General features: G+C 70.6%; 24 protein-coding genes. 9 read left to right on the top strand and 15 right to left on the bottom strand.

Features of this window, described 5'->3' with window-relative positions; translation table 11 throughout:
• From bamD to VF647_16830, 3 genes are all read right to left on the bottom strand, one after another.
• Positions 1-438: outer membrane protein assembly factor BamD (bamD, locus tag VF647_16840; GenBank protein HEX8453772.1), on the bottom strand; the 438-nt coding region annotated here is incomplete at its 3' end.
• Positions 438-1,175 carry a zf-HC2 domain-containing protein gene (locus VF647_16835; protein ID HEX8453771.1) on the bottom strand — a complete coding sequence of 246 codons (738 nt, stop codon included), beginning with the start codon at positions 1,173-1,175 and terminating at the stop codon, positions 438-440. The genes VF647_16835 and bamD, both read right to left, overlap by 1 nt.
• 8 nt (positions 1,176-1,183) lie before the next feature.
• Complete coding sequence (locus VF647_16830; protein ID HEX8453770.1) at positions 1,184-1,777, bottom strand: RNA polymerase sigma factor; 594 nt, start codon at positions 1,775-1,777, stop codon at positions 1,184-1,186.
• A gap of 104 nt (positions 1,778-1,881) precedes the next feature.
• Here VF647_16830 and VF647_16825 point away from each other — a divergent pair, with 104 nt between their 5' ends.
• Both VF647_16825 and VF647_16820 read left to right on the top strand, forming a co-directional pair.
• A complete protein-coding gene (locus VF647_16825; protein HEX8453769.1) occupies positions 1,882-2,676 on the top strand; it encodes a DUF4097 family beta strand repeat-containing protein in 795 nt (264 codons plus the stop codon).
• Positions 2,677-3,124: 448 nt separating this feature from the next.
• Positions 3,125-3,928 (top strand): phage Gp37/Gp68 family protein, encoded by an 804-nt coding sequence (locus tag VF647_16820; GenBank protein ID HEX8453768.1) that lies wholly within the window; start codon positions 3,125-3,127, stop codon positions 3,926-3,928.
• Here VF647_16820 and tcmP read toward each other — a convergent pair.
• The 3 genes from tcmP to VF647_16805 form a co-directional block, all read right to left on the bottom strand.
• Positions 3,888-5,093 carry a three-Cys-motif partner protein TcmP gene (tcmP, locus tag VF647_16815; GenBank protein ID HEX8453767.1) on the bottom strand — a complete coding sequence of 402 codons (1,206 nt, stop codon included), beginning with the start codon at positions 5,091-5,093 and terminating at the stop codon, positions 3,888-3,890. The two genes, VF647_16820 and tcmP, sit on opposite strands and share 41 nt — an antisense overlap.
• Before the next feature lie 343 nt (positions 5,094-5,436).
• Entirely contained in the window at positions 5,437-5,979 is a 543-nt protein-coding gene (gene msrA, locus VF647_16810) for a peptide-methionine (S)-S-oxide reductase MsrA (protein ID HEX8453766.1), read from the bottom strand.
• A gap of 72 nt (positions 5,980-6,051) precedes the next feature.
• Positions 6,052-6,549 (bottom strand): LURP-one-related family protein, encoded by a 498-nt coding sequence (locus VF647_16805; protein ID HEX8453765.1) that lies wholly within the window; start codon positions 6,547-6,549, stop codon positions 6,052-6,054.
• A gap of 190 nt (positions 6,550-6,739) precedes the next feature.
• On the opposite strand from VF647_16805, the gene VF647_16800 reads away from it, so the two are divergent.
• Positions 6,740-7,222, top strand: a complete 483-nt coding sequence (locus VF647_16800) for a hypothetical protein (GenBank protein HEX8453764.1) — start codon at positions 6,740-6,742, stop codon at positions 7,220-7,222.
• Positions 7,223-7,398: 176 nt separating this feature from the next.
• On the top strand, positions 7,399-8,184 hold the full coding sequence (locus VF647_16795) for a hypothetical protein (protein HEX8453763.1): 786 nt from the start codon (positions 7,399-7,401) through the stop codon (positions 8,182-8,184).
• Positions 8,185-8,238: 54 nt separating this feature from the next.
• Here VF647_16795 and VF647_16790 read toward each other — a convergent pair whose 3' ends face one another.
• The 5 genes from VF647_16790 to VF647_16770 form a co-directional block, all read right to left on the bottom strand.
• Entirely contained in the window at positions 8,239-9,054 is an 816-nt protein-coding gene (locus tag VF647_16790; GenBank protein ID HEX8453762.1) for a class I SAM-dependent methyltransferase, read from the bottom strand.
• A 122-nt stretch (positions 9,055-9,176) separates the two neighbouring features.
• The gene (locus VF647_16785; protein ID HEX8453761.1) at positions 9,177-10,778 is read right to left on the bottom strand and encodes a GNAT family N-acetyltransferase; all 1,602 of its coding nucleotides are present in this window, start codon (positions 10,776-10,778) and stop codon (positions 9,177-9,179) included.
• Positions 10,775-11,416 (bottom strand): glycerol-3-phosphate acyltransferase, encoded by a 642-nt coding sequence (locus VF647_16780; GenBank protein ID HEX8453760.1) that lies wholly within the window; start codon positions 11,414-11,416, stop codon positions 10,775-10,777. The genes VF647_16785 and VF647_16780 overlap by 4 nt, the downstream gene beginning before the upstream one ends.
• 105 nt (positions 11,417-11,521) lie before the next feature.
• On the bottom strand, positions 11,522-12,544 hold the full coding sequence (locus tag VF647_16775; protein HEX8453759.1) for a zinc-dependent alcohol dehydrogenase family protein: 1,023 nt from the start codon (positions 12,542-12,544) through the stop codon (positions 11,522-11,524).
• Between the two features lie 29 nt (positions 12,545-12,573).
• A complete protein-coding gene (locus VF647_16770) occupies positions 12,574-12,984 on the bottom strand; it encodes a cupin domain-containing protein (protein HEX8453758.1) in 411 nt (136 codons plus the stop codon).
• 244 nt (positions 12,985-13,228) lie between these two features.
• Between VF647_16770 and VF647_16765 the strand changes: the two genes are divergently transcribed.
• A complete protein-coding gene (locus tag VF647_16765; protein ID HEX8453757.1) occupies positions 13,229-14,143 on the top strand; it encodes a LysR family transcriptional regulator in 915 nt (304 codons plus the stop codon).
• An 18-nt stretch (positions 14,144-14,161) separates the two neighbouring features.
• On the opposite strand, the gene VF647_16760 is transcribed toward VF647_16765, so the two are convergent.
• The 4 genes from VF647_16760 to VF647_16745 all read right to left on the bottom strand — a co-directional run bounded on the left by VF647_16760 (position 14,162) and on the right by VF647_16745 (position 19,009).
• Entirely contained in the window at positions 14,162-14,719 is a 558-nt protein-coding gene (locus VF647_16760) for a GNAT family N-acetyltransferase (protein ID HEX8453756.1), read from the bottom strand.
• Positions 14,720-14,803: 84 nt separating this feature from the next.
• Positions 14,804-15,910: a type II secretion system F family protein gene (locus VF647_16755; GenBank protein ID HEX8453755.1), complete on the bottom strand. Its 1,107-nt coding sequence runs from the start codon at positions 15,908-15,910 to the stop codon at positions 14,804-14,806.
• A 337-nt stretch (positions 15,911-16,247) separates the two neighbouring features.
• Positions 16,248-18,044 (bottom strand): ATPase, T2SS/T4P/T4SS family, encoded by a 1,797-nt coding sequence (locus VF647_16750; protein ID HEX8453754.1) that lies wholly within the window; start codon positions 18,042-18,044, stop codon positions 16,248-16,250.
• Between the two features lie 23 nt (positions 18,045-18,067).
• The gene (locus VF647_16745; GenBank protein ID HEX8453753.1) at positions 18,068-19,009 is read right to left on the bottom strand and encodes a transglycosylase SLT domain-containing protein; all 942 of its coding nucleotides are present in this window, start codon (positions 19,007-19,009) and stop codon (positions 18,068-18,070) included.
• Between the two features lie 345 nt (positions 19,010-19,354).
• On the opposite strand from VF647_16745, the gene VF647_16740 reads away from it, so the two are divergent.
• From VF647_16740 to VF647_16725, 4 genes are all read left to right on the top strand, one after another.
• Positions 19,355-21,133 (top strand): hypothetical protein, encoded by a 1,779-nt coding sequence (locus VF647_16740; GenBank protein HEX8453752.1) that lies wholly within the window; start codon positions 19,355-19,357, stop codon positions 21,131-21,133.
• A 224-nt stretch (positions 21,134-21,357) separates the two neighbouring features.
• A complete protein-coding gene (locus VF647_16735; GenBank protein HEX8453751.1) occupies positions 21,358-22,503 on the top strand; it encodes a hypothetical protein in 1,146 nt (381 codons plus the stop codon).
• A gap of 5 nt (positions 22,504-22,508) precedes the next feature.
• The gene (locus VF647_16730) at positions 22,509-23,210 is read left to right on the top strand and encodes a hypothetical protein (protein HEX8453750.1); all 702 of its coding nucleotides are present in this window, start codon (positions 22,509-22,511) and stop codon (positions 23,208-23,210) included.
• A partial coding sequence (locus VF647_16725) for a hypothetical protein (GenBank protein HEX8453749.1) occupies positions 23,207-23,418 on the top strand: 212 nt, incomplete at its 3' end. The genes VF647_16730 and VF647_16725, both read left to right, overlap by 4 nt.

Here is a 23,418-nt window from a genome sequence, read left to right as displayed (position 1 = left end):
CGCGGCGTCGCTGTCGCCGCGGCGGCCCAGCTCGCCGCGGATGCGTGTGGCCAGCTCGTCGGCATCGCGGCGGGTGGCGGCGCGGGGGTAGCGGGTGCGCTGCGCGTCCAGGGCGCCCAGCGCCGTGCGCAGCTCCGTGGGCGAGCCCGTGCGGTAGCGGGAAAAGGCTTCCCAGTACAGCGCGTCGGGCGTGTAGCGCGAGCTGGGGTGCTCCTGCCGGATGCGCTGGAAGAGGCGCGCGGCGGCGGAGTACTCGCGGCGGTTGAGGGCCTCGCGGGCGGCGCGGTACAGCTCGTTCGCGGGGTCCTGCTGCCAGCGCGCGGCCGGCGGCAGCTCGGGGCCCGCCATCGCCAGCACCGTCCCGCCCGCCAGCTGCTGCGCGGGGAGCGGCGCGCCGGCGAACGCCAGGGCGACGGCCAGCAAAGGTGTCCGGATCATCACGATTCTCCCAGAGAGGTTGAAGCCGCGGCGGGGACCACGGCGCGCATGCGGGGAAGTACGCCGCTCTCGTCGATGGCGTCGCGCGCGAGGTCGACCTCGGCGCGGTCGCTGCGGAGCTGGGCGATCTGCACCAGCACCAGCTCCAGGTCCTGGAGGAGGCGCTGGAGCCGCGGGTCGTCCGCGGCGGGGGAGTCCAGCAGCAGCCGGGTGTTCGACAGCAGGTCGTCCGCCCAGTGCGTCACCAGCGCCTGCGTCTGCGCGTCCGCGGACGAGTGCTGGAAGGAGGTGAGGAGCGCCCGCGAGCGGCTCAGGTGCTCCACCGCCGCCACGCGGTACGGGTCCGTGCCCGGCGCGGGGGCCGCGGCCGCTACCTCCGCCGGTGCGGATCCCTGGGGAAGCGTCCGCCCGATGCCGATCCCCAGCGCCAGCACGGCCGCCAGCCCCATCACCCAGCGCAGCGGCGGGCGGGTGCGGCGGCGGGCGGCCAGCTCGTCCGCGGGCGCCAGCTCCACCCGAGGGTGCCCGATGCGCGCCGCCACTTCCGGCCAGAGCGGGCGCGCGGGCGGCGTGTCGCGCAGGGCGCCTGCGTGCAGCGTCACGCGGCGCAGCTCGCCCAGCACCCGGCGGCAGCCCAGGCATTCGCGCAGGTGGGCGTCCAGCTCCGCGCGCTCAGCCGGCGCGAGCTCGTCGTCCAAGTACTCGGAAAGGCGGTCGGTCCAGGGGTCGTGCATCATTTTATCCTTCAGGTCAGGTGCTCGCGGAGGATCATCCGGGCCCGGTGAAGCTGGCTCTTGGACGTCCCCACGCTCACGTTCAGCATCTCGGCGATCTCTTCGTGCCGGTAACCTTCCACGTCAAAGAGCACGAAGATCTGCCGTGCCCCGTCCGGGAGGTGCTTGATCGCCCTCTCGAAGTCCATCTTCAGCTCCGGCGCGACGGGGCGGGCGGCGATGGTATCCAACGCCTCGGCTCCTCCATCGCGCCCGTGCCGCACGCTTCGCGACGTGCGCCGCGCCAGGATCAGGTTCACCGCGAGCCGGTGGAGCCAGGTGCCGAACGCCGCCTCGCCGCGAAAGGTGCGCAGCTTCTCCCAGGCGCGGACGAAGACGTCCTGCGTCACCTCGTCGGCGTCGTCGTCGCCGATCATGCGGCACGCCAGGGTGTGCACGCGCGCCACGTGGTCGCGGTACAGCCGCCCGAAGGCGTGGGCGTCGCCCGCCGCGGCGAGCGCGGCGTCTCCCGTGGGAGGGGGTTGCAGTTCCTGGATCAGCGGAGTGGCTCCGGGTCGTCGACGTCCGTTCCTGCTCGCACATCGTTGGACATCGGGATGGCCCACAAGGTTGGAAGCGGATCAAACCATCCGCCGTCGGCCCGCATCAGAGTGTGTGAACGTCTTCTCCCGACTGCCGACTCCACCCTACGAACACGGCGAAACCCGACATGCGCATCCTGCTTGCTACGTTGACGGCCACGATGGTGATGGGCACCCTTCCCCTTGCCGCGCAGCGCGACGACTTCCGCTGGAGCGGGCGCGTGGCGCAGGGCAAGGAGATCGAGGTGGTGGGCGTGGTGGGCGACATCCGCGCCCTTCCGGCCAGCGGCGGCCAGGTGGAAGTCGTCGCGGAGATGCGCGAGGGGCGCGTTCCCGTCCGCGTGGTGGAGCACGAGGATGGCGTGACGCTCTGCGTCGTCTATCCCAACCAGCGTCCCAGCAGCGACAGAGGCCGCGGCAACGGCCGGTGCGGGATGACGGGGAACGTGGGCAACGATCCGCCGCGCGTGGACTTCACGGTTCGCGTCCCCGCCGGCGTGCGCTTCGCCGGCCGCAGCGTGACGGGCGACGTGCACGCCCGGGGCCTGCGCGGTGCCGTGCACGCCAGCACCGTCTCCGGCGGCGTGGACGTGGAGACCAGCGAGGAGGCCGAGGCCAGCACGGTGAGCGGCGACGTGCGCGTCGCCATGGGGCGCTTGCCGCGGAGCGGGTCGCTGCGCTTCAACACGGTCAGCGGCAGCGTGCGCCTCACCCTCCCCTCCGACGCCGGGGCCGAGCTCCGCGTGAACACCGTCAGCGGCGACGTCGACAGCGACTTCGAGCTGCGCATGAACTCGCGCGAGAACCGGGGCCGCTCGTTCGTCCGCGTCGGCCACAACATCCACGCCACCATCGGCCGCGGCGGCCCCGAAATCGAGATCCACACCGTGAGCGGGGATGTGGAGCTGGAGCGGGGGCGATAGGGGAAGTGCGTGAGTGCGTGAGTGCGTGCCGACCGTGACAGAGGGCAGGGGATCGTCACCCTGACTTTGTCATCCTGAGAGAGCCGCCCCACATGCGTTCGCCGCGGCTCAGTCCTTGGGCGGCGAACGAAGGATCTAGCCGGCGCCGGGCCGGGGTTCGCGCAGACACACAGATCCCCCGGAACGCGCAGTAGATCCTTCGCTCCGCGCCACAGATTGGCGAGGGGGAGAGGGCGGAGCGGCGCGTCGCTCAGGATGACAGGAAAGGTGGAGAATGCGCGAACGCCCCGCCGGATCTCCGGCGGGGCGTGTTGTGTCAGCAACCTGAGGTGCGCCGGTAGGATGTACTCGGTGCGAACCAGAGAATCCTTGCGCGTATGGCCGGTATGTGACATCGTACCTTCCAAACCGAATCAAATCCGAAATCGTAAAAACGGACGCAGCAGCCATGCGGAACAGCACACCAATAGAGTGGACGGATTCCACCTGGAACCCCACCACCGGCTGCACCCAGGTAAGCGCCGGCTGCGACCACTGTTATGCACTCGTCCTGGCGCGGACTCGCCTTGCGGACGGATATCTGAAGCGCCTTCCTGTCGTGCAGTCGGAGGTCAACATCCGGGATCCGTTCGCCGTGAGAGTCTGGGAGGAGCGATTGACGCAGCCGGCGCGTTGGACTGACGCGAGGCGTATATTCGTCAACTCGATGTCGGACCTTTTCCATCGGGATATCCCCGAGTCCTTCGTGCGTCGCGTTTTCGAGGTGATGCTTAGGGTTGACCGGCACATTTACCAGGTACTAACAAAGCGTCCTGGACGCGCCGTGCGTTTCTTTGAACGAAACCAGGATCTCTTCCCAGAGGGCTGCGTCCCAGCGCACATCTGGATCGGGACTTCGGTCGAGAACCAGGAAGCGGCATACCGAGTGGGGCATCTGCGGAGCCTTCCTGCGACGGTGCGGTTTCTCTCATGCGAGCCGCTCCTTGGCCCACTCAGTTTGGATCTGAATGGCATCCACTGGGTGATTGCTGGCGGAGAGAGCGGTGCCGACTTCCGGCCGATCGATCTGGAGTGGGCGCGCTCGATTCGCGAACAGTGCCTCGAAGTCGGGGTTGCCTTCTTCTTCAAACAAGTTGGTGGGCGGACGCCGAAATCAGGCGGCCGGATGCTGGATGGCGAGATCTACGATGGTTACCCCGACCTTGCTGCAATCACGGCCCAGCCCGGCGAACTGGTGGAAATCGCAGTGTGATAGACCTCCTTCCCGCAACGAGACCGGCTTCGCCCAGGCGCTGGAGGACCGCCGGAAATTGCATCGGAAAGATAGCTGTCTGCTCGAGAAGGTAGCGCTTGACGGTGTCCGTCCGGCGATCCTTCTCCTCCGTCCAGCGGACCTCGCAGCCGGCGAAGTGGCTGGATAGTTCACGTACGACGGCATCTTCGTTCCCGCGGAGTTCCGCTCGGATTAACTCTGTGGACTCGTCCGGGAGGCTCGTGCTTCGGAGCGCACTGTCCATCGCCTCCTTCATCGTGCGAAGCCCCACTGCGCTCTTCGTGGCGTACACGAGCTGGTAGACGCGCTGGCTCGATGCGTCCCGTACAGGCAGGGCAAGGACGTATCTTGCGCCTGCATCGACCAGCGTGCGCATGTACCGCCGCACGAGCCACTCTCGGCGCGCGTGCTCCGGCACGAGCGCCGCCTCTTTTAGCGTACCTGGGCCGAGCGCTTCGGATAGGATCCTGTCCGAAGCGTCCTGTGTCGATCGTAGGGCGCGCTGACTCCGTTCCGCGGCAGCGCGAGATCGGTCGACATCCTCCTCGACGAACTCGGGGAACAACGAGGGGGCGGCACGGAGTACTTCCTCCTCCGCATCGGGGTCTCTTCCCTCCGCCATGAGCACGGCGTGCAGACGGTTGGCGCCCACGTCGGCGAACAACGCAAAGACCTCGTTCTGCGGCCCACGTAGGAGTTGGGGCAGCAGGTCCTCGAGCAGACCTTCGACCCCGAACGGATCGAGAAAGAACAGGGCCGGCTTGTCTCCGATGTGCTTCGCGAAATTGTCGATACGCTCGACCAGGGTGCCGCATCGGACGACAGCGATTTTGCGTTCGGTGAACGGACGCATGACCTCTTGAAGGCGCGCGCAACGGACCGCATCCTTCTCGATGGCCAAAATCCGCATCACACCATGGCCATCATGCTCAAACGGCTCGGCGAGCTTGGCGGCGATCAGCGGCGAACCGGGATTTCCTTTTCTGTCGGACCCTTCTCCCGCGAAAGCATCCACGAACCAGACCTCGCCACGGAGCTTCCGGAGCTTCGCAGCCCATGCACCTACGTACTTACGCAGAACGAGGTGCTTCAACAGGGTGTGGTCCTGGAACTCATCGAAGTGACGATCTCCGGCTCGGCTCATACGAAGCCCTCGCTGGTCTGGACGCAGGTGCCGATGTACTTACGGTATATCTTCGGCAAGCGCTCTGATTGGCGCAAGGCCTCCGTGAAGTTGACGGAGCGGACCGGCGATCCCTGACTACCCTTTTAGTCACCTGACTAAGATGTTAGTCACTCCCTTGCGCCGGACTGGCGGCGGGTTGTGCTCTGGCTACAACACCAGGGTTGGCGTGCTCGCTTCGTGCTACTTTCTCGAAAAGAACGCATCACACGCAGAGACGCAGAGGGGAACCGCAAGGCACAGAAGATTTCTTTCTGATTCTCTTGCGGTTCCCCTCTGCGTCTCTGTGTGAGGCCGTTGTTGTTCAGGCTTTCAGCTTCTCCAGGTACTGCTTGCGGAACTTGCTCACCTTGGGCGCGATCACCACCTGGCAATAGCCCTGGTACGGGTTGCGGCGGAAGTAGTCGTCGTGGTACGACTCGGCCGGATAGAACTCGGTGAACTCCGTCACCTCGGTCACGATGGGCGCGCCCCAGAGCTGGCGGTCGTTGACGTCGCGGATGACCTCCTCCGCGACGGCCTTCTGCTCCGGCGAGTGGTAGAAGACGGCCGACCGATACTGCGGGCCCACGTCCGCGCCCTGCCGGTTGGGGGTGGTGGGGTCGTGGACGGTGAAGAACACCTCCAGCAGCTCCCGGAAGCTGACCACCGATGGATCGAAGGTCACCTGCACCACCTCGGCGTGCCCGGTGCCCTTGCCGCACACCTCCTCGTACGTGGGGTTGGGAACGTGGCCGCCGGAATAGCCGGACTGCACCTTTTCAACCCCGCGAAGATCCTGAAATACGGCCTCGGTGCACCAGAAGCACCCGCCGCCCAAAGTCGCCACTTCCCTGTCGTTCGCCATACGGGCTCCAGCGTTCGGTTCGATGTAGGCGCACGATGCGCCTCCCTTGCTACGCCGCAGCGCGCCGGTCGTTCACCCCTTCCCCTCGTCCGGGTCGTGCGCCATCTCGTCGATCGCGACGGCGATGGCCAGGATCAGCGCGTCGTCCTCGCCGGCCGCGGTCTCCACGCCGTAGGTGTCGCGGATGGTGAACCAGTGCTTGGACACGCGCCCCACCACGTCGTCGCCGCGGCGGATCTCGTACTCGTGCTCCAGGATGTTGCCCACGGCCACCATGTCCTCGCCGCCCTCCACGTCGATGCCGAACTTGTCGCGGAAGGGCGAGATGAGCGCCTTGCGGATGGTGGCGATGGTCTCGCCGCCGCGCAGGATCTTCATGCTGTCGCGGATCGCCAGCTTCACCTCGCGCACGGTGGCGACCTCGTTCCCCGCGCGGTCCTCGATGACGAAGGTCTCGCGGATCCTCATCACCTTGCCGTCCACGGTGTAGACGGTGTTCCCCTGGTCGTCCTCGATGGTGAAGTCTTCGCCGATCGAGATCAGCCGCTGCTTGAGCTTGTAGCGCGCCATGTGAGCCCCCCGCTCCCGTGTGTGCCCGGCGCTGTCGCCGGAGGCGCATCCCGGGGGCAAGCTCCGAGCCGCGCCGCGTGCGCATCGCCGGAAGCCGTCACGGATCCGCGGCGATGCGCGTTGTTCGGATCGGCCGCGCACACCCCCGCCAACCTGCGCGAGCAAACCTCACCAGAGAGATCGAACGAGAATGTGGAGCAAGGTATTTCGCGCCGCGCGGCTGGGTGTGGCGGCGCTGCTGGTGTCCTCGCTGGGCGGGTGCCTCTGGTGGACGCTGACCGAGACCACCGACAACCGCACCATCCGCTTCGACGGCATCGTCACGCGGGCGGACGGCACTCCCGTGTCCGGTGCGACGGTGGAGATCGTGGATGGGTTCGGCTACTTCGCGCAGACCCCGCCACCGGAGAACGCGGCTCCGTGCAGCGGCGAGGTGACCGGGAGGTCGTACTACTCCTACACCGACCCCCAGGGGCGATACCGGGTGGAGGAGCTTCACGAGCGCGGCGAAGACGGCCCGTGCGTCAAGGTGCAGGTGACGCCGCTCGGGATCAGTGGGCTCGCACCGGCGGCGGTGAAGGGCGAGTCGAGCACCTACACGCAGCCGGGCTCCAACCGGTCGCTCCTTCACCGGCGGGTGGACGTGGTGCTGCATCCCGCGCCCGCGCGGTAAGCCGGCTCGATCGTGACGACACAGCGGGGGCGCTCCACGGCCGGAGCGCCCCCGCTTTCGGCTCAACTCGCTCTCACGCGAGAACCGGCGCGGCGGGCGGCATGAGAATCTTGCAGGCGCTGGCTCTTCAGCCCTTAATAGGGGTGCGGCTCGCATTCACCCCACGAAGGAGCGCCATGAAAAGCTACGCCCTGTGCTTCCCGTTCGCGTTCGCGGTGGTCGCGTTCCTGCCCCAGCCCACCACCGTGGATCTGTACGCGGCCCGCGACGGCACGCTCGCGCGCGGCACCGCCTTCGTGGCCGGCGAGACCGTGGTGCTCCGGGTGGAAAACAACACCGCGGGCACCATCCACTACAGGTCCGACCCACGCCAGCGAGAGGTGTCCCGCGGTGAAGACCTGTCGGTACAGGGCAACGACGGAGGGCGGTGGACCAACGCGGTGCAGCGTGCGTACATCGACGAGTCGCCGGTGCGGTGCATCGAGCTGCGCCCCGGGATGAACGCCACCCGCGCGTGGACGCCGCGCACCCCGCCGCCGCCGGGCACTTACCGCGTGCGGCTCGCCTTCGCCACGACGGCCGCGGGGTGCGCCAGCGAGCGGGCGTCGATGAGGGAGATCCATTCAGCCCCGTTCACCCTGGCCACGGGGTTCCGGGTCACGCGCGTCGCGGCCGCGGCGGCGGTGGGACCCACCGGCACCTGCCCCGTGCAGGTCACGTTCACCGGGACGGTGCAGGCCACCGGGCCGGGGACGGTCCGCTACCAGTGGGAGCGCAGCGACGGCGCCGTCCCCCGCGCGTTCTCCATCAACTTCACCGCGGCGGGAACGCGCACGGTCAGGAGCACGTGGACTCTCGGAGCCGCCGGCCGTGAGACGAGCGGGTGGCAGCGGCTCAGGCTCCTGGAGCCTCACGCCAACGCATCCGACCCCGCGACGTTCCGCTTCCGCTGCGGCGCCTGAGGCCATCCGCCACGACCCGGAAAGCGATTTCGCGCACGATCCTGGATGCTTCGGTCACCTTGGGGCGCCAGGCGGCACCTTCACCGCCCTCCACGCTCCCCCGCCCGCGACCCTCCCGCTCATCCCGCCGCCGGTGACCCGGCCGGAGAAGCGGCGGGTCACCGGCCGTCCGTTCTCCCGTTCCGTCAGGGTGAAGTCGATCCGCTCGCCCATCAGCCGCCCGCTCACCCCCGGCCCGGTGAAGCGCTGGAACTGCTGCCGGAGCTGGAGCGGAACCCGGCGACCCTCCGGCGTGGTGAGCATCCACCGCCCCGCCACCCTGGCCGGAATGGTCCAGGCGTACACCATCGCCCGCCCGAGACCCTGGCTCACCTTCACCTCAACGACCGTGTCCGGCCGCCAGTCGCCCATGTCGAAGGCGTGCGACACGACACGGGTGCCGGGGCGCAGCTGCTCGAACAGCTTCGGCCGGAGCTCCAGGTTGACGCGCGGCAGGAGGTACAGGGTGACGATGCTCGCCGCGCGCAGGTCGGTCTCGTACAGGTCCTGCTGGCGGAAGCGCACGCGGTCCTGCACGCCGCGCCTGCGGGCATTGGCGCGGGCTTCCTCCACCCGCACCGGATTCAGGTCCACCCCCACCCCCCGCGTCCCGAAGCGCCGCGCCGCCTCGATCACGATGCGCCCATCCCCCGAGCCCAGATCGTACAGCACGTCGTTGCGCGTGGGCCTGGCGAGCGCGAGCATCTGCGCGACCACCTCCGGCGGCGTCGGGACATAGGGCACATCCAGCCCCGGCGGCTGCTGCGCCGCGAGGGAAAGTGAAAAGAGCGCCATGACGGCGCCCCAGCAGAGTCGAGCAGCGGTGTGCACCGGCGTTCCTCCTGGCGTGAGTGGCGAAGCCGGAAGATACGCCGCGGGAGATGCCCGCGGCTACACCTCAGCTTCGCCACCCGGACGTGTGCTACGTGCGATCAGTGCCGCACGACGCACGTTCAGTCAGGGCGAGCGGCGGAGAGGCGCTGGGCGAGCTCCGGAAGGCGCTCGCGCGGGTAGTCGCCCATCAGGCAGACCTGCAGCCATCCACGGCGCTGCAGGTAGTCGGAGCGGAAGGAGAGAAGGAAGCCCGCCCGCTCCAGCTCTTCCCCGACTCGCTGCGCCTCGGTTTCGGACGATAGTACGATGGTGGTCACCGACGGGGCGGCCGCGTGCTCGGGCGCCAGGATCCGCAGGCCGCGCTCGCGCAGGGCACCACGCAGCCAGGCGCCGTCCGCGGCGACCTGATCCAGCCAGGCGGGCCAGTCGCGCTGCGCGAGGGCAGCGGCCAGCGCGCTTACCAGGTTGGATGAGTGGGTAAAGGCCACCCCGTCGCCCGCCGCATACAGCCCGAGGTCCAGATAGCGCGGCAACCGCCCCGGTGCGGCCGCCACGGGCTGGTCGTGGAAGACCACCGCCAACCCCGCGAACGAGCCCAACCCTTTGCCACTGGCGGCGCTCGCCAGGTGCACGCCGGCCAGGTCGAGCGGAACGCAGCCGAGCGAGCTCACGCAGTCCAGTGCGAGACGCAGACCGTGCGCGCCGCACACGCCGCGCAGCATGGGCAGATCGTTCAGCACCCCGGTGCTCGTCTCGCAGTGCACCGCCCACAGCCACCCGCCATGCCCGCACCCCGCGGCGGCGGCCTCCACCTCGCGGCGATCGAAGGCCGCGCCCCAAGACGCCCGGACCACGCGGTGCGGAAGGCCCCAGCGCGCGGCGTGGTCCGCGAGGCGTTCCCCGAACTCGCCGTTGGCCAGCACCACGCCCGGCGTGCCAAGGAGGTGCAGCTGCCCCCCCACCACGTCGTTGGCGAGGGTGCCCGAGCCGAGCAGCACCTGCGCGCCGGCGGCGCCCGCCAGGCCGGCCAGGCGCTGCCGCACGTCGCGAAGCTCGGCCAGAAAGGGGGGGGCGCGGTGCGACCGCGGGGGCTGGGCGAGGGCCGCGCGGACTTCGGCGGCGATGGTGGTGGGGCCAGGGAGAAAGCAGGCCGGGTCCCGGGCCAGCCGCCCCGTGCGGCGCACCGTGGACTCGGCGTGGCGGCGGAACGCGTCCAGTGTCAGGTACATCGGCTGGAACGGAGCCTCGGGGGTGCCGACCAGGGGGCCAAAGGGAACGAAGCCCAGGTGCCGGTACAGCTTCAGCTGCCGCGTCGTCCCTGAGATCACCGCCAGATCGTGCCCGCGCTCGGCGCAGGCATCGGCCAGCCGCTCCACAAGGCCGCGGAAGACCCTCCCGTTGCGGTGCCGGGGCTCCACCGACAGGAGCCGGATCTCGCACACGCTGCGAGCGGGCGGCAGGTGCGCGTCGAGGTCGGGCAGCTTGCCGTCGAGCGAAAAGGGGCGGCGATCCCGCACGCAGATCATCCCCACCATCCGGTCGTCCTGCAGCGCCACCACGTAGGTGTTCTCGTCGTCGAACCGGTCGGCGAGCACGCCCTCCGGGTTGGGGGCGTGCTGAGGAATCTCCTCCACGAAAGTTCGATAGTTGAGCCGCCGGACGTGCTCCAGCTCCGCGGGCGACGAGGCGATCTTGAAGGCCAGCGGACGCCCGGCGGTCACGCGGTCCTCCCCGGCCCCCCGGCGGCGGTGGTGCGGGCGCGCCGTGCCATGCGCGCGCCGGCGAGCTCGCCGGGAATGCGGCGCACGTTCTCGCGATGCGCCCCGAGCACGACCGCGGCCAGCAGAGTGACCCCGGCCAGCGTGACCAGCGGGTGTCCCCGCGCCGCCGCCAGCCCCGGCACCGCCGCCACCGCCAGCAACCCCGCGAGGGTGAAGTGCCGCGACAGGGCGAAGAGCACGAGGCACAGCGCCATCCCCATGAGCGCCACCCGCCAGTCAAGCAGCAGCAGCGCGCCGAAGCTGGTGGAGATCCCCTTGCCGCCGCGGAAGCCGAGCTGCACGGGCCAGATGTGGCCGGCGACCACCGCCAGCATCGCGGCGGTGGCACCGGCGGCGCCCAGCCCCAGCTGCTGCGCGCCCCACATGGCGAAGCTGCCCTTGGCCGCATCCGCCACGAAGACCAGCACGAAGCCACCCCGCCCCAGGGCACGCCCCGCATTGCGCGCCCCCGCATTCCCGCTCCCCATCCCGCGGATGTCCTGGCCGGTGCGCAGCCGGATCGCGTAGTACGCCGCCGAAACGCAGCCCAGCCCGTAGCTGGCGACACTCCACAGAAGAATCGAAAGGAGCGGTTTCATTGATCGCAACGGTAGGACTGGCTGTGAAGACGCGGGGCATCGATCCCACAAAAGTGCACCAGCGTACCTATGATGCACCAGTGGCAGGCTCCGCCGTGGTCTACTTCACGGCATCAGCAGCGTCTTGATCGCGCGGCGCTCGTCCATCGCGCGGTAGCCCTCGGCAACCTGGTCCAGCGGGAGCGTCTGGTCGAACACCTTGCCGGGATTGATCGTCCCCTTGAGGATCCGATCGACGAGGTCGGGCAGGAAGCGCCGCACCGGGGCGGGCCCGCCGTGCAGGTGGACCGCGGAAAAGAAGTACTCGAGCCCCGGGATCGAAACGTCGTGCGTGACGCCGACGAAGCCCACGTGCCCGCCCGGCCGCGCGGAGCGGATGGCCTGCATCATCGACTCCTGCGTGCCCACCGCCTCGATCACCGAGTGGGCGCCGAGCCCGCCGGTCATCTCCTTGATGCGGGCCACCCCTTCGTCTCCGCGCTCGGTCACGAGCTCGGTGGCGCCGAACTCCGTGCCCAGCTTCTGCCGGTCCTCGTGGCGGCTCATCAGGACGATGCGCTCCGCCCCCATCTGCTTCGCGGCGAGGACGCCGAGCAGCCCGACGGCGCCGTCGCCCACCACCGCGACCGTCTTGCCGGGCGCCACGGCGGCCGCGTGTGCCGCGAACCACCCGGTGCCGAGAACGTCGGAGGCCGCGAGAAGGCTGGGGATCATCCCAGCGTCCGGCAGCTCCGGCGTGCCGACCAGGGTGCCGTCGGCGAGCGGGACGCGCAGGTACGGCGCCTGGGCGCCCTCCTCGCCTATCGGCCGCGCATCGACGCACCGGCTCTGGTACCCCGCGTCGCAGATGGGGCAGGTGTTGTCCGAGGCGAAGAAAGATCCCACCACGAACTGCCCCTTCTTCACGGTGCGCACCGCGCTCCCCACCTCCTCCACGATGCCGACGTACTCGTGGCCCATCGGCGTGGGACCCTCGATCGGCTGGATGCCGCGGTACGGCCACAGGTCGGAGCCGCAGACGCAGCTCGCGGACAGGCGGATGATCGCATCCGTGGGCTCGGTGATCCTCGGGTCGTCGCGCTCCTCGAAGCGTACGTCGCCCGGCCCGTAGAGAACTGCACCCTTCATGTGGATCGCCTCCAATCGTTCAGTTCAGGTCAGCGCGGGTTCGCGCCGGCCGTGTACTCCGCATCGCTCACGTGCTCCATCCACTCCACCGCCTTGCCGGCCAGCGCTTCCTGGATGGCGATGTGCTGCATCGCGGTCGTGGCGGAGGCGCCGTGCCAGTGCCTCTCCCCCGGCGCGAACCACACCACGTCGCCGGGATGGATTTCCTCCACCGGTCCGCCCTCGCGCTGCGCGCGTCCCACGCCGGAAAGCACGATCAGCGTCTGCCCCAGCGGGTGCGTGTGCCACGCCGTGCGTGCGCCGGGCTCGAACGTCACCGTGGCGCCGGCCGCGCGCGCCGGCTCGGGTGCCGTGAAGAGCGGGTCGATGCGGACGGTGCCCGTGAACCAGTCCGCCGGGCCCCTGGTCGAGGGCCGCGAGTCTGCGCGCGTGATGTTCATCGTCGGTTTCCTGCCGTTGAAGCTGGGAGTTCGGCGCCGTCATCGCAGCGGGCTGTCCCGCGCATGCGGATGACAGGAGCACGAGTGCCATGACGGACCGTCTGCTCATCCCATGCCCCTCCGGGACCACGCTTGTCGAACCCGCCACCGCGGAACGTTGTCCCTCCCACCGAAAGAAGCTATCTCATAGATCCATGCGGATAAATGAGACAGCGGTTCGCACCCCGATGCCTGCAGGTTGACAGTGGCCCAGATCACGGATGGGGTCCCGGAGTTCGTCGCGATCGTGGAAGCGGGTGGCTTCCGCGCGGCCGGGAGGCGGCTGGGGGTGACGGGGACGGCGCTGAGCAAGGCGTTGCGCGGGCTGGAGCAGCGGCTCGGCGTCACGCTCCTGCTCCGCACCACGCGCAGCGTGCGGCTGACCTCGGCGGGGGAGCGGTTCTACGCGGCGTCGCGCCAAGCGCTGGACGCACTGCGGGAGGCCGCGGAGGCGGTGGGGGAGATGGCGAACGAGCCGCGCGGCACGCTCCGCCTGAACGTCGCCGCGAGCGCGGAGGGGTTCCTGCGCGGCTCCGTGCTCGAGGGGTTCCTGGGGGCATACCCGCAGGTCCAGCTCGACATCATCGTCGACGAGGAGGTGAACGACATCGTCGCGGCCGGCTACGAGGCAGCCGTCCGCTTGGGCGAGGTCATCGATCAGGACATGACCGCCGTCCCGGCATCCGGCCCACAGCGGATGGTGGTGGTGGGGTCGCCGGCGTATTTCGCGAGAAACCCGCCTCCGCAGCACCCCCGCGACCTCGGCGCTCACGCCTGCATCAGCTGGCGGCCGGGGCCGGACGCCGCGCCGTACCGCTGGGAGTTCACAGAGCCGGGCGGCGAAGACTTCACCGTCGCGGTTCGCGGCCGCGTCATTACCAACGACTTCAGCCTGATGATGCGGCTGGTGACGGCGGGCCTGGGAGTGACGATCGGGATGAGTGACGGGGTGCAGCCCTACATCGACCGTGGCGAGGTAATCGCCGTCCTCGAGGAGTACAGCCCGCCCTTCCCCGGCTACTACCTGTACTATCCCCAGCGCAGGCAGGCCTCATCCGCCCTGCGCGCCCTGATCGGCTACCTGCTCCAGATGCGGCAGCGCGAGCAACCAGCGAAGTAGACGGCAGCCCCGGGTTGGTCAGGGCACCACACGCTCAGCCGCACCCCCGTACTCGCTCCGATCCACCGCGTAACGGACGGCGGGCCGCTCGCCGTCGTAGAGAAACCGTTCACGAAGGTGAAGTCCTGCCTTCTCCATCACCCGAATGGACGCGGCATTCTCTCCGAGCGCAATCGCCTCGACGCACTTCGCTCCCAGATGCTCGAACGCCCGGATGACGAGCGCCCGCGCGCCCTCGCTCGCGTAGCCCTGCCCCCAGGCGTCACGTCGGAAGCGGTACCCCAGCTCCAGCGTATCCGCCCCCCCGCTGGGGCGCAGGTGGAACCATCCCACGAACCTGCCGCTGCCGCGCTCCTCCGCCGCCCAGAAAGCCGGCTGCACGGGAGGGAAGCCGAAACAGGCCAGCATGCGCGGGAGTGCGGCCTCCAGATCCGCGCGCGTCGGAGCGCCGCCGAGGTGAACGTAGCGGCCCACCTCGGGATCGGCATCGAGCTCCGCGAGGTGCTCGGTGTCCGCCCGGCTGAGCGGACGCAGGCGCAGGCGCGCGGTTTCGACCACAGGGAAATCAGGGTGCATGAGGGAGGTCTGGCAGTGCCGACAGTTCGCCTTCCATCGGTGTCACAGGATAAGAATACCACGAACACAGAATACACATCCAATTCACCCCCCCAGCCGCGCCACCTTGAACAGCGGCAGATATATCCCGAACACCAGCGTCGCGACGAGGCCGAAGACGAGGAGGATCAGGACGGGCTCGACGAGCTTGGCGGCGGTGTCGACTTCTTCGAGGACGAACTCCTCGTAGTACTCGGCGAGGAGGTCCATCTGCTCGGGGAGGGTGCCGCCCGTCTCGCCGACGTTGGTGCTGGAGAGGACCTCGGCGGGGATGGCGCGGGTGCGCTCGAGGGCCTCCTCCACGCGCATGCCGGCGCCCACGTGCGTGGCGGCGGCGCGGATCGCATCGGCCAGGTAGTGGTTGCCCAGCGTGTCCGCGGACATGCGCATGGCGGAGGAGACGCCCACGCCGCTGAAGAGCATGGTGCTGAACATCCGGCAGTACTGCGCCATCGCGCCGCCCTCGGCGAGGGGGCCGATGACGGGGAGCTTTACCAGGAAACGGTCCGTGGCGCGCTTGATCCCCTCCTGCGCGTAGAGCTGCCGCAGCCCCATCGCCACTCCCGCCAGCACGATCAGGATGCCGGGGCCGAGGCGCGTGGCGCTGGCCGAGGCCCAGAGCAGGGAACGCGTGACGGCCGGGAGCTCGACTCCCGCGTCCTCGAAGATCTCGGCGAACTGGGGCATGATCTTCGTGAGCATGTACCACCCCACGATCCCCAGCGCGCCAAGCACGAAGAGCGGGTAGATGGCCGCCGACTTGATCTTGGCCCTCACCTGCTGCGTGCGGTGCAGCGCCGTCGCCATGCGCTTCAGCACCACGTCCAGGGATCCGGTGCGCTCCCCCACCGACACGCTCGCGATGTACGTCGGCGGGAACACCTTTGGGTGCTCCTCCATGGCATCGGCCAGGGTGCTGCCGGATTGCACGCGCACGGTCACCTGGTCCACGACCCTGCGCAACGCCTTTTGCGCGAGCCTCCTGCGCAGCACCGTGAGCGCGTGCGCCGGCGTCAGCCCGCTGTGCAGGAGCGACGACAGGCGGCGGGTGAAGAGCATCATCTGCTTCTTCGGCACCCGCGTGCCGCCGAGCTCCAGCGCGAGGAACTTCTGGAGCGCGTTCGGCGGGGTTGCGGGGGTGGGGTGGGGCATGGATGGATGCTCGGTTGTAGGAAGAAGCAGGTGCGTTAGTGCGTTAGTGCGTTGGTGCGTTAGTGCGGGCGGCCTTGCGTCACCACCGTTCTCTGTCATCCTGAGCGACGCGCTTCACTGCCCTTTCCGCGTCTCCAACCTTTGGCGCGGAGCGAAGGATCTACTGCGCGTACCGAGGGGACTGCTGTTGCACGCGGGCCTCCTGCCTCGCCGGCTAGATCCTTCGCGCCGCAAAAGCATCGGGAGCCCCGCGGGGATTCGTGCGGCGGCTCGCTCAGGATGACAAGAACGAGGTCCCATCGCACTCACGCACTAACGCACTCACGCACTTCTTCCCTCACCCCATCGTCTCCCGCGTAACCTCTTCCAGCGTCGTCTCGCCGGCGCGCATGCGGTCGATGCCGGCCTGGCGAAGCGTGGTCATGCCCTCGGCGACGGCGAGGGCGCGGAGCTCGGCGCCGGGGCGGCGCGCGACGATCGCCTCGCGCAGGGCGGGGGTCAGCGGCATCATCTCGAACAGGCCCTGCCGCCCGAAGTAGCCGCTGCGGTTGCAGTACGAGCACCCCGTCCCCTTGCAGAAGGGGATGGTGGCGACCTCGTCTGGGGTGAGGCCGGCGCGGGCGATCTCGCGCTCGGTGGGGTGATGCGCGTCGCGGCAGCGGGGGCAGATCTGGCGCACCAGGCGCTGCGCCACGACCAGCGAGAGCGCATCCACCAGGTTGTACGGCTCGATGCCGATGTCCAGCAGCCGCGCCACGGTGGACGGCGCGTCGTTGGTATGCAGCGTCGAGAGGAGGAGGTGGCCCGTCATCGACGCCTTCACCGCGGTCCCCGCCGTCTCCGCGTCGCGGATCTCGCCGACCATAATGACGTTGGGATCCTGGCGCAGGATCGAGCGCAGCGCCGTGGCGAAGGTCATCCCCGTGTTTGCGCCCACCGAGGTCTGGCGCACGCCGCGGATCTTTCGCTCAACCGGGTCCTCGATGGTGATGATGCTGCGCCACGGGTCGTTGAGGTGGTCGAGCGCGGCGTAGAGCGTTGTCGACTTGCCGGAGCCGGTGGGGCCGGTCACCAGGATCATACCCTGCGGGCGGTCGATGGCCTCGGCGAAGGCGGCGTACTCGCGCGGCGGCATCCCCACGCGCGTCAGGTCCACCGGCGTTTCGGCGCGCGCCAGCACGCGGAGGACCGCGTGCTCGCACCCCCAGTCGGTCGGCAGGGTGCTGACGCGGAACTCCACGTCGGCGCCGTCCATGGCGTGCTTCATCCGGCCGTCCTCGGGGGTGCGGTCCTGCGCGGAGTTGAGGCCGGCGAGCACCTTGATGCGGTTGACGATCTCGCGCCCCCAGGTGGGGTCCAGCTCCTTGACCACCACGAGCTGCCCGTCGATGCGGTAGCGGATGCGGCCGGAGTCGTCAAAGAACTCGAAGTGCACGTCGGACGCGCGTTTCTTGACGGCGTCCTCGATGAACGCCTCCACCATCTGCGGCACCTGCGCACCCTTGACCGCGTTCTCGATCTCTTCGCTGATGGAGGCGCGGGCGCGCACCCTTGCGCCGCTCCGCTTCGCCTCGCCCATCACGCGGTGGAGCTTGTCCGCCACGGCGTAGGCGGTGCGCAGCAGCGTGTCGAGGGAGTGATCGTCCGCCAGGAGCGGGACCGGCGAGAGCCCCGTGATGTCGCGGATACGGCTCAGTGACGAGAGGTCATACGGGTCCCCGTTGGCCACCAGCAGGTCGCGTCCCTGGATGCGTAGCGGGATCACGCGGATCTGCCGCGCCGTCTCGCCGTCGATCAGGTCCAGGACGCTGCGGTGCGGGCGCTCGGCGGCCAAGCTCACCGTCTCCACGCCGAAGACGCGGGCCAGCGTGTGGAGCGCGCGCTCGGCCGTGATGCGGCCCATCTCCACCAGGTGGAAGACGGCGCTGCGCCGCTCGCGGTCCGCCGCGGCCGCCTGGTACGCCGCCTCCACGTCGTGCGCCGCCAGGTCGCCCGCCTCCAGCAACGGCCGGATGATGCGGTCCTGGATCGTCCCCTCGCGCTCGCGATGCGCGGGGACGACCGACGGCGTGGGCCGGGGCATCTCGCGTAAGGTCTCCGCGGGGGCGGAGGGGAAGGCGTCTTCGCTGTACATCTTGGGTCTACCGGGCTGCGGGTTCAGCGGACGGGGACGCGCACGGGCCAGCGGCGGCCGGGCGGCGTCTGGCCGCGTACTAGGTGCGGGTTGAGGGCGGCCACGACGGATTCGGGCGCGCCAGCCCAGCGCGCCACGCGCTCAAGCGACGTTCCGCCGGGGGCCACCACCTCGCGGTAGGCGAGGGGCGCATCGCCATCCACCCCGCCGAATCCGAACGCCTCGGGATCTCGCGCGATGCGAGCGGCTGCCAGGAGTTTGGGCACGTAGTCGCGCGTCTCACGCGGCAGATAGGGGCGGATGCGCCAGTAGCGCAGCTCGCCGCCTCCGGGTCCGCCGCCGTGCAGGCGCAGGGCGCGGCGCACGCACCCCGAGCCGCAGTTGTACGCGGCGGCGGCAAGGTGCCATCCGCCGAGTTGCTCGTGAAGGTCGCGCAGGTGGCGGGCGGCGGCGTACGATGCGCGCACCGGATCGCGCCTTTCATCGACCCAGGGGCCCACCTCCAGCCCGTAGCCGCGCGCGGTGCCGGGCATGAACTGCCACACCCCCGCCGCGCCCACCCGGCTCGTCGCCGCCGGCCGGAAGCTGGACTCCACCAGCGCCAGGTACAGCAGGTCGCGCGGAATCCCCTCCCGCGCCAGCGCCGCGCGGATGACGGGCTCCAGGTGCCGCATTCGCTGCAGCGCCCTCCGCGTCTCCTCGCGATGCCCGGGCGCGGTTGCCAGCCGCATCGTCCACGCGTCCACCTCGCCCGCCGGCGTGCGTCCGCCGCTCGCCGCGAGCCGCGCCCTCACCGTGGTCAGCGATTCGCCGGTTGCCGGTGCCCGTGCTACGAAGGTTCGACGCACCGTGCGCGGCGGTTCCATCGGCGCGGCTTTAGCGACCGGCGCCTGTTCCATCTCCATCGTCCTCACGCGCCAGGTGGCGAGCCCCGTGGAGAGGGCGAGGCCCGCCAGGAGGGTCATCCACAATGTCTGCGACACGCCCGGCGGCGCCGCGGCTAGGCCGCGCGTGATCCGTTCTGGTTCCATAGAGGCAGCAGGGGTTCGTGCCCACGAGTAGCGGAAGGGGGCACAAACGAAATACCCCGGATCCGGGAGTGCGGCTCCCGGACCCGGGGCTTCGGGTTGTCCTGGCATCGTAAACTTCATCTCACACAGAGACACGGAGGAGACTACAAGAACAGAATGAGGTGTTCTCCGGCGGCGCCTGGTCCCGGACGCGGAGGAACTGCGTCCAGATCGTGCGGATCCGGGGTATTTAGGTGCAGAGTGTATACTTCCCGGATTCCCTCACACCCACGCTCCATAGTGTTGCCGCCCTCCGCCGCTGCCCCCAGCCGCGCCACCCTCATCTCCCTCGCTGATGCGGAGGCGCGCGCGCCGCTGGCAGCCCTCTTCCGCGCCCTGGCTGGCGCCCCGGGTGCCCTGTACCCGCTGGTGTACGTGGGCCCCCTCCCGCGCGGCGAGCTGGTGCGCTGCGAGTTGGAGTCCGCGTGCCGCGAGCGCGGGCTGCGCTTGGGAGGCCCCCGCGAGGAAGCCGACGTCGCCCTCGCCTCGCTGACCGACTTCGTGGCGGGCGGATTCGCAGCGCGCCAGACGGTCGTGTGGGGCGCCCTCCCCTTCCACGCCATCCCGCCGCCGGCCGCGCGTGCGCTGATGGGAGCGCTCCCCTTCGACCCTGCGGATTACGCCGACCTCACCGCCACCGGGTGGTCGCTGGCCTCGGTGCTGGCGCGCGCCGCCTCCGCGCCGGGAAGGGCGGTGAACCCCGTGATCGTCGAAGGACATCCCGACACGCTGGGCGTCCTCGCGGCCGAGGCGCGCATGCGGCTGGGGGTGCGCGGCGTGTACCCGGTGGAGGTCGTCTCCGCGTCCGATCTGGTGCGCGGCGACCCCGCGGCGGGCGTGGGTGAGGGCGGCGCCGTCGTGGTGCGCGCGGGGCTTCTTGCTGATCCCGCGCAGCGGTCCGCCCTGGTGGAGGCGCTGGCGGCCTGGAGCGCGCGCGGGGTGCAGGCGGTGGTGGTGGGCGAGCGGGCCACGCGCGAAAGCCTCCTCGCGGACCGCGGGTGGAAGCAGGTCGCCGCCCGCGCCGCCCTCGTGATGGCGGCCGACGAGCTGGGCGTTGACGACGAGGACGATGCCGCCTGGCCTGCCCTGGGCGACCTCCTTCCCGGCCACCCGGCCCTGCCGCCGGAGGTGGAGGCGCCCACGTTTCCCCTGCGCGCCTTCACCCTGCGCGACGTGCTGGAGATCGCCGATGCGCGGCGCGAGAGCGGCACCATCCTCGTCTACGCCGCCGACCGGCTGGGGTGGATCGAGGTGGCAGATGGGGCCGCGGTGGATGCCGCGCGTCTTGGCGATCCGGAGGGCGCGGCGCCCGGCGGCCTCCTCAGCGCGCGCGTGCAGGAGATGGGGACGTGGGACGATGGCACCGTGGTCGTGGTCTCGGGCTCGATGCTGCCGCGCGCGGGAGTCGGACTCTCCACGCTGGCGTACGACCTGACGCGCCTTGCGGACGAACGCGCCACGGGTCGGGCTCCCGCGCTCGACCCGCGGGTCACCGGGCGCGCTCCGCTCCCGCCACACCGCGTCGCAAACGCCCTCATCGCGCGCGGTTTGGTGCGCCCCGCTCTGACCCTCCTGCGCGCCGTCGAGGAGGGGCCGGGGTGGGGCGCCGAGGACGACGTCCTCCTCGCGATGCTCCTGGCCACCGACGATCCGCAGGGCGCCACCCTGCGGCTGCGGCGCGCCATCTTCCGCCTCGCGGCAGCCCCCAACGACCCCTCCACCGGCGCCCTCCAGCGCGACGCGACCCTCGCCGCGCTCCTCCTGGAGGTGCGCGGACGTCAGATGAGGCCCGCCGCCGCCTGGGAAACGGTGGAACGCTGGCTGGACGCCGCGGGCGCGGCCTGGGTAGACAGCGAGCGCCGCGCCGCCGTCGTCGCCGAGCTCGCCCTGCGCGCCGGCTGCGCCGAGAGCGCCGCGTACTTCCTCCAGGGCGTCGCCCACTACGCCGGCCCCGACCACCCTCTGGTGCGCACCCTCGCCGTGCACGCCAGCCCCGCACCACCCGCACCCAACCCGTAGGGGCAGCCCCGCGTGGCTGCCCGTGCCACGCGCCGCGCCGTCGCCCGCCCCCTCGCGTCCAATGCCGGCGCGCACGAGTCGGCTTCAGCCGACTTCGCGTGGTTCCAGCCGGGGGCTTCAGCCCCCGGCGGCACCGGACCCCGCGAGCCCGATCCACGATCCGGGGTATCTACAAGGAGAGGCCCATCCCCGGCCCCGCTCGCTCCTTTCACCCCCGTCGCACCGTGTACGACACCGAGGAGCTCCTTCCCCCGCGCCGCCCCGCGCCGCCGCCGCGCGCGACCCCCGTGTGGGTAGTCGCCACGCTGACAGTCGCGGCGTTGGGCGTCGCGCTAGGCGTCGCGGTGCCGCGAAACGAAGCCCCTGCAGTCCCGCCGCTCCGCCAGGTCTCCGTGCGCCCGCAACCACCCCGCCCAGCCGCACCCGCCGTGGCACCCCCGAAGCCCGAGACGCCGCCCGCCGTGCAGACGCCGCCGGGCTGGATGGACCTCGGTCCGGTGGAGCCGGGGCGCAGCTACGCACCCGTAGGCGGCCCGACGACGCTGGACGAACCCGCGCTCGCTCCGGCACCGAGTTTTCCGGTGGTCCCCGAGCCCGCACCCCTAACCGACGTCAGCTCTGGGGGGACGACGGTCGCCGTGCCGCCTGCGCCGATGCCGTCCACGCCCGCCGCCGCCGCGCCGGAAGAGGAGGAATTAGCGCCCGCGCCCCGGATGCGCCGCTGGCCCGCGGGGTCGATCCGCGCGAGCCGGGCGGCGGAGCTTCCGCTGCTCGCGGTCAGGCGCGGGAGCGGGAGAATCGTCTTCCACGAAATCGCGCCCGGCGGCACCGCGGGCGCCGAACTGGAAGGCGAATGGGCCGTCGTTGGACGCTGCGGACAGCGGCTGCGGCTGGACTTGGCGCAACCCGCGCGGCAGGCAGGTGCTCCACGCGGTGTGGGCGCGGACGTCTCCTCGTCAGGCGAGTGGGAAGCCGCCGTCGCCGTGCCCGGACAGGGGTGCTCCGCGGGGCGCACCCTCACCGCCGGTCGCGCGACCGCCGCAGAGCGGAGCCGCTTCGCCGTGTCCGCGGGGGGCTTCGCGCCCGACGAGCTGCAGCAGCTGGCATCGACTGAGGGCGCGGCGTGGCTCGTATTCGCGGGGCGCGGAAGGAGTCGCGCCGTGGTGATGCTCTTCCAGGACGGCGCGTGGCGCGAGGTGTGGGCGCGCGAGGCGGACGGTACGCAGGAGATCGCGGCGGTGCTGCGACGCGGCGGCGCCTGGGAAGGATTGTTCGTGACCCTGCGCGGCGGAAGCCCGCACACCCTCCAGCGCGTCCGCGTATCCGGTGGCGGCGTGCTTCCCGACGCACCCGCGCCGCTCGGCGGCTGAGCCCCATGCGCACACCGATCTTTCTCGCCACGCTGGCCCTGCTGGGCGCGTGCACTTTGCCCCCGGCACTCCCGCGCACGACGCGCGTGTCCCCGCCTCCGCGGACCTGGACGGAGCGCGATCTGAACGCGCCGCGCGGCCCCGCGGTCCTGCCGCCCCGCGACAGCGTCGTCCACCGCCGTCCGGTCCAGGGCTACCCCAACGACCCGGCGACGCAGGTGTTCGCCAGCGCCGTCGCGCGCCCGCGGGAGTCGTATCGCCCCACCACCGGACCCGGGCGGACGCTGCGCATCACGGAGATCCCTGCGGCGCGCATCCTCGCGGTCCTTCCCGTGCTAGAGGCGGTCCCACTGCGCACCGGCGTCTGGCCGTCTGCGGCGCGGGTGGCGGAGCACGATTCGCTCGGCGCGCTGATCGCCACGAGCACGGTTTCCCTCGCCTCGCTCGGCCCGGAAGTCGTGTGCGCGGGCACGTGGCCACGCGAGGTGCCGGTGCGGATGGAGGCGTACGTGGCGGTGGAGCGTGGCGCTGTGACGGTGACTTCGCGCATCTCGGTAAGCCGGGCGGCGACGTCGATTAAGGAGCCGGTGTGCGAGGTCGGAGTTGTCGGGCAGGACCGCATCACCGCGTTCACCTTCGACGTGGCCGCCGCGCTCCGTCAGGCCGCGCGCATGGGGATGGCGGTGCCGATCCGCCCCCGCCCGTGACCTCCGTGCTGCGGCTCGGGGCTGCCGTCGCGATCGTCGGAGGCGCGTTTTGGGCGTACGGCCTCAGCGCCGATGGAGCGGCCGCGGCAGCGTGCGGACTCCTCCTCCTCGTGCTCTCGCTGCACGACGCGGAGACGCGCGAGCTGCCGCTGCGCTACACGCTCGGCGGGATCGCCGCGGCGCTCGGGTGGGCCGCGCTCCGTCTCGG

Origin of the sequence: Longimicrobium sp. (assembly GCA_036387335.1) — a bacterium.
In the GTDB taxonomy this organism is placed as follows: Bacteria; Gemmatimonadota; Gemmatimonadetes; order Longimicrobiales; family Longimicrobiaceae; genus Longimicrobium.
Note: the sequence above shows the minus strand (reverse complement) of the source record. Positions and strands in the feature narration are given on the sequence as shown.

Bases quoted from the DNA above. Each gene is read 5' to 3' on its own strand.
- VF647_16755 (HEX8453755.1), bottom strand. From the start codon at position 15,910: ATGCCCCACCCCACCCCCGCAACCCCGCCGAACGCGCTCCAGAAGTTC.
- VF647_16795 (HEX8453763.1), top strand. From the start codon at position 7,399: ATGAAAAGCTACGCCCTGTGCTTCCCGTTCGCGTTCGCGGTGGTCGCG.
- VF647_16775 (HEX8453759.1), bottom strand. From the start codon at position 12,544: ATGAAGGGTGCAGTTCTCTACGGGCCGGGCGACGTACGCTTCGAGGAG.
- VF647_16730 (HEX8453750.1), top strand. From the start codon at position 22,509: ATGCGCACACCGATCTTTCTCGCCACGCTGGCCCTGCTGGGCGCGTGC.
- VF647_16750 (HEX8453754.1), bottom strand. From the start codon at position 18,044: ATGTACAGCGAAGACGCCTTCCCCTCCGCCCCCGCGGAGACCTTACGC.
- VF647_16805 (HEX8453765.1), bottom strand. From the start codon at position 6,549: ATGGCGCGCTACAAGCTCAAGCAGCGGCTGATCTCGATCGGCGAAGAC.
- VF647_16825 (HEX8453769.1), top strand. From the start codon at position 1,882: ATGCGCATCCTGCTTGCTACGTTGACGGCCACGATGGTGATGGGCACC.
- VF647_16820 (HEX8453768.1), top strand. From the start codon at position 3,125: ATGCGGAACAGCACACCAATAGAGTGGACGGATTCCACCTGGAACCCC.
- VF647_16745 (HEX8453753.1), bottom strand. From the start codon at position 19,009: ATGACCCTCCTGGCGGGCCTCGCCCTCTCCACGGGGCTCGCCACCTGG.
- VF647_16780 (HEX8453760.1), bottom strand. From the start codon at position 11,416: ATGAAACCGCTCCTTTCGATTCTTCTGTGGAGTGTCGCCAGCTACGGG.
- tcmP (HEX8453767.1), bottom strand. From the start codon at position 5,093: ATGAGCCGAGCCGGAGATCGTCACTTCGATGAGTTCCAGGACCACACC.
- VF647_16770 (HEX8453758.1), bottom strand. From the start codon at position 12,984: ATGAACATCACGCGCGCAGACTCGCGGCCCTCGACCAGGGGCCCGGCG.
- msrA (HEX8453766.1), bottom strand. From the start codon at position 5,979: ATGGCGAACGACAGGGAAGTGGCGACTTTGGGCGGCGGGTGCTTCTGG.
- VF647_16800 (HEX8453764.1), top strand. From the start codon at position 6,740: ATGTGGAGCAAGGTATTTCGCGCCGCGCGGCTGGGTGTGGCGGCGCTG.
- VF647_16835 (HEX8453771.1), bottom strand. From the start codon at position 1,175: ATGATGCACGACCCCTGGACCGACCGCCTTTCCGAGTACTTGGACGAC.
- VF647_16760 (HEX8453756.1), bottom strand. From the start codon at position 14,719: ATGCACCCTGATTTCCCTGTGGTCGAAACCGCGCGCCTGCGCCTGCGT.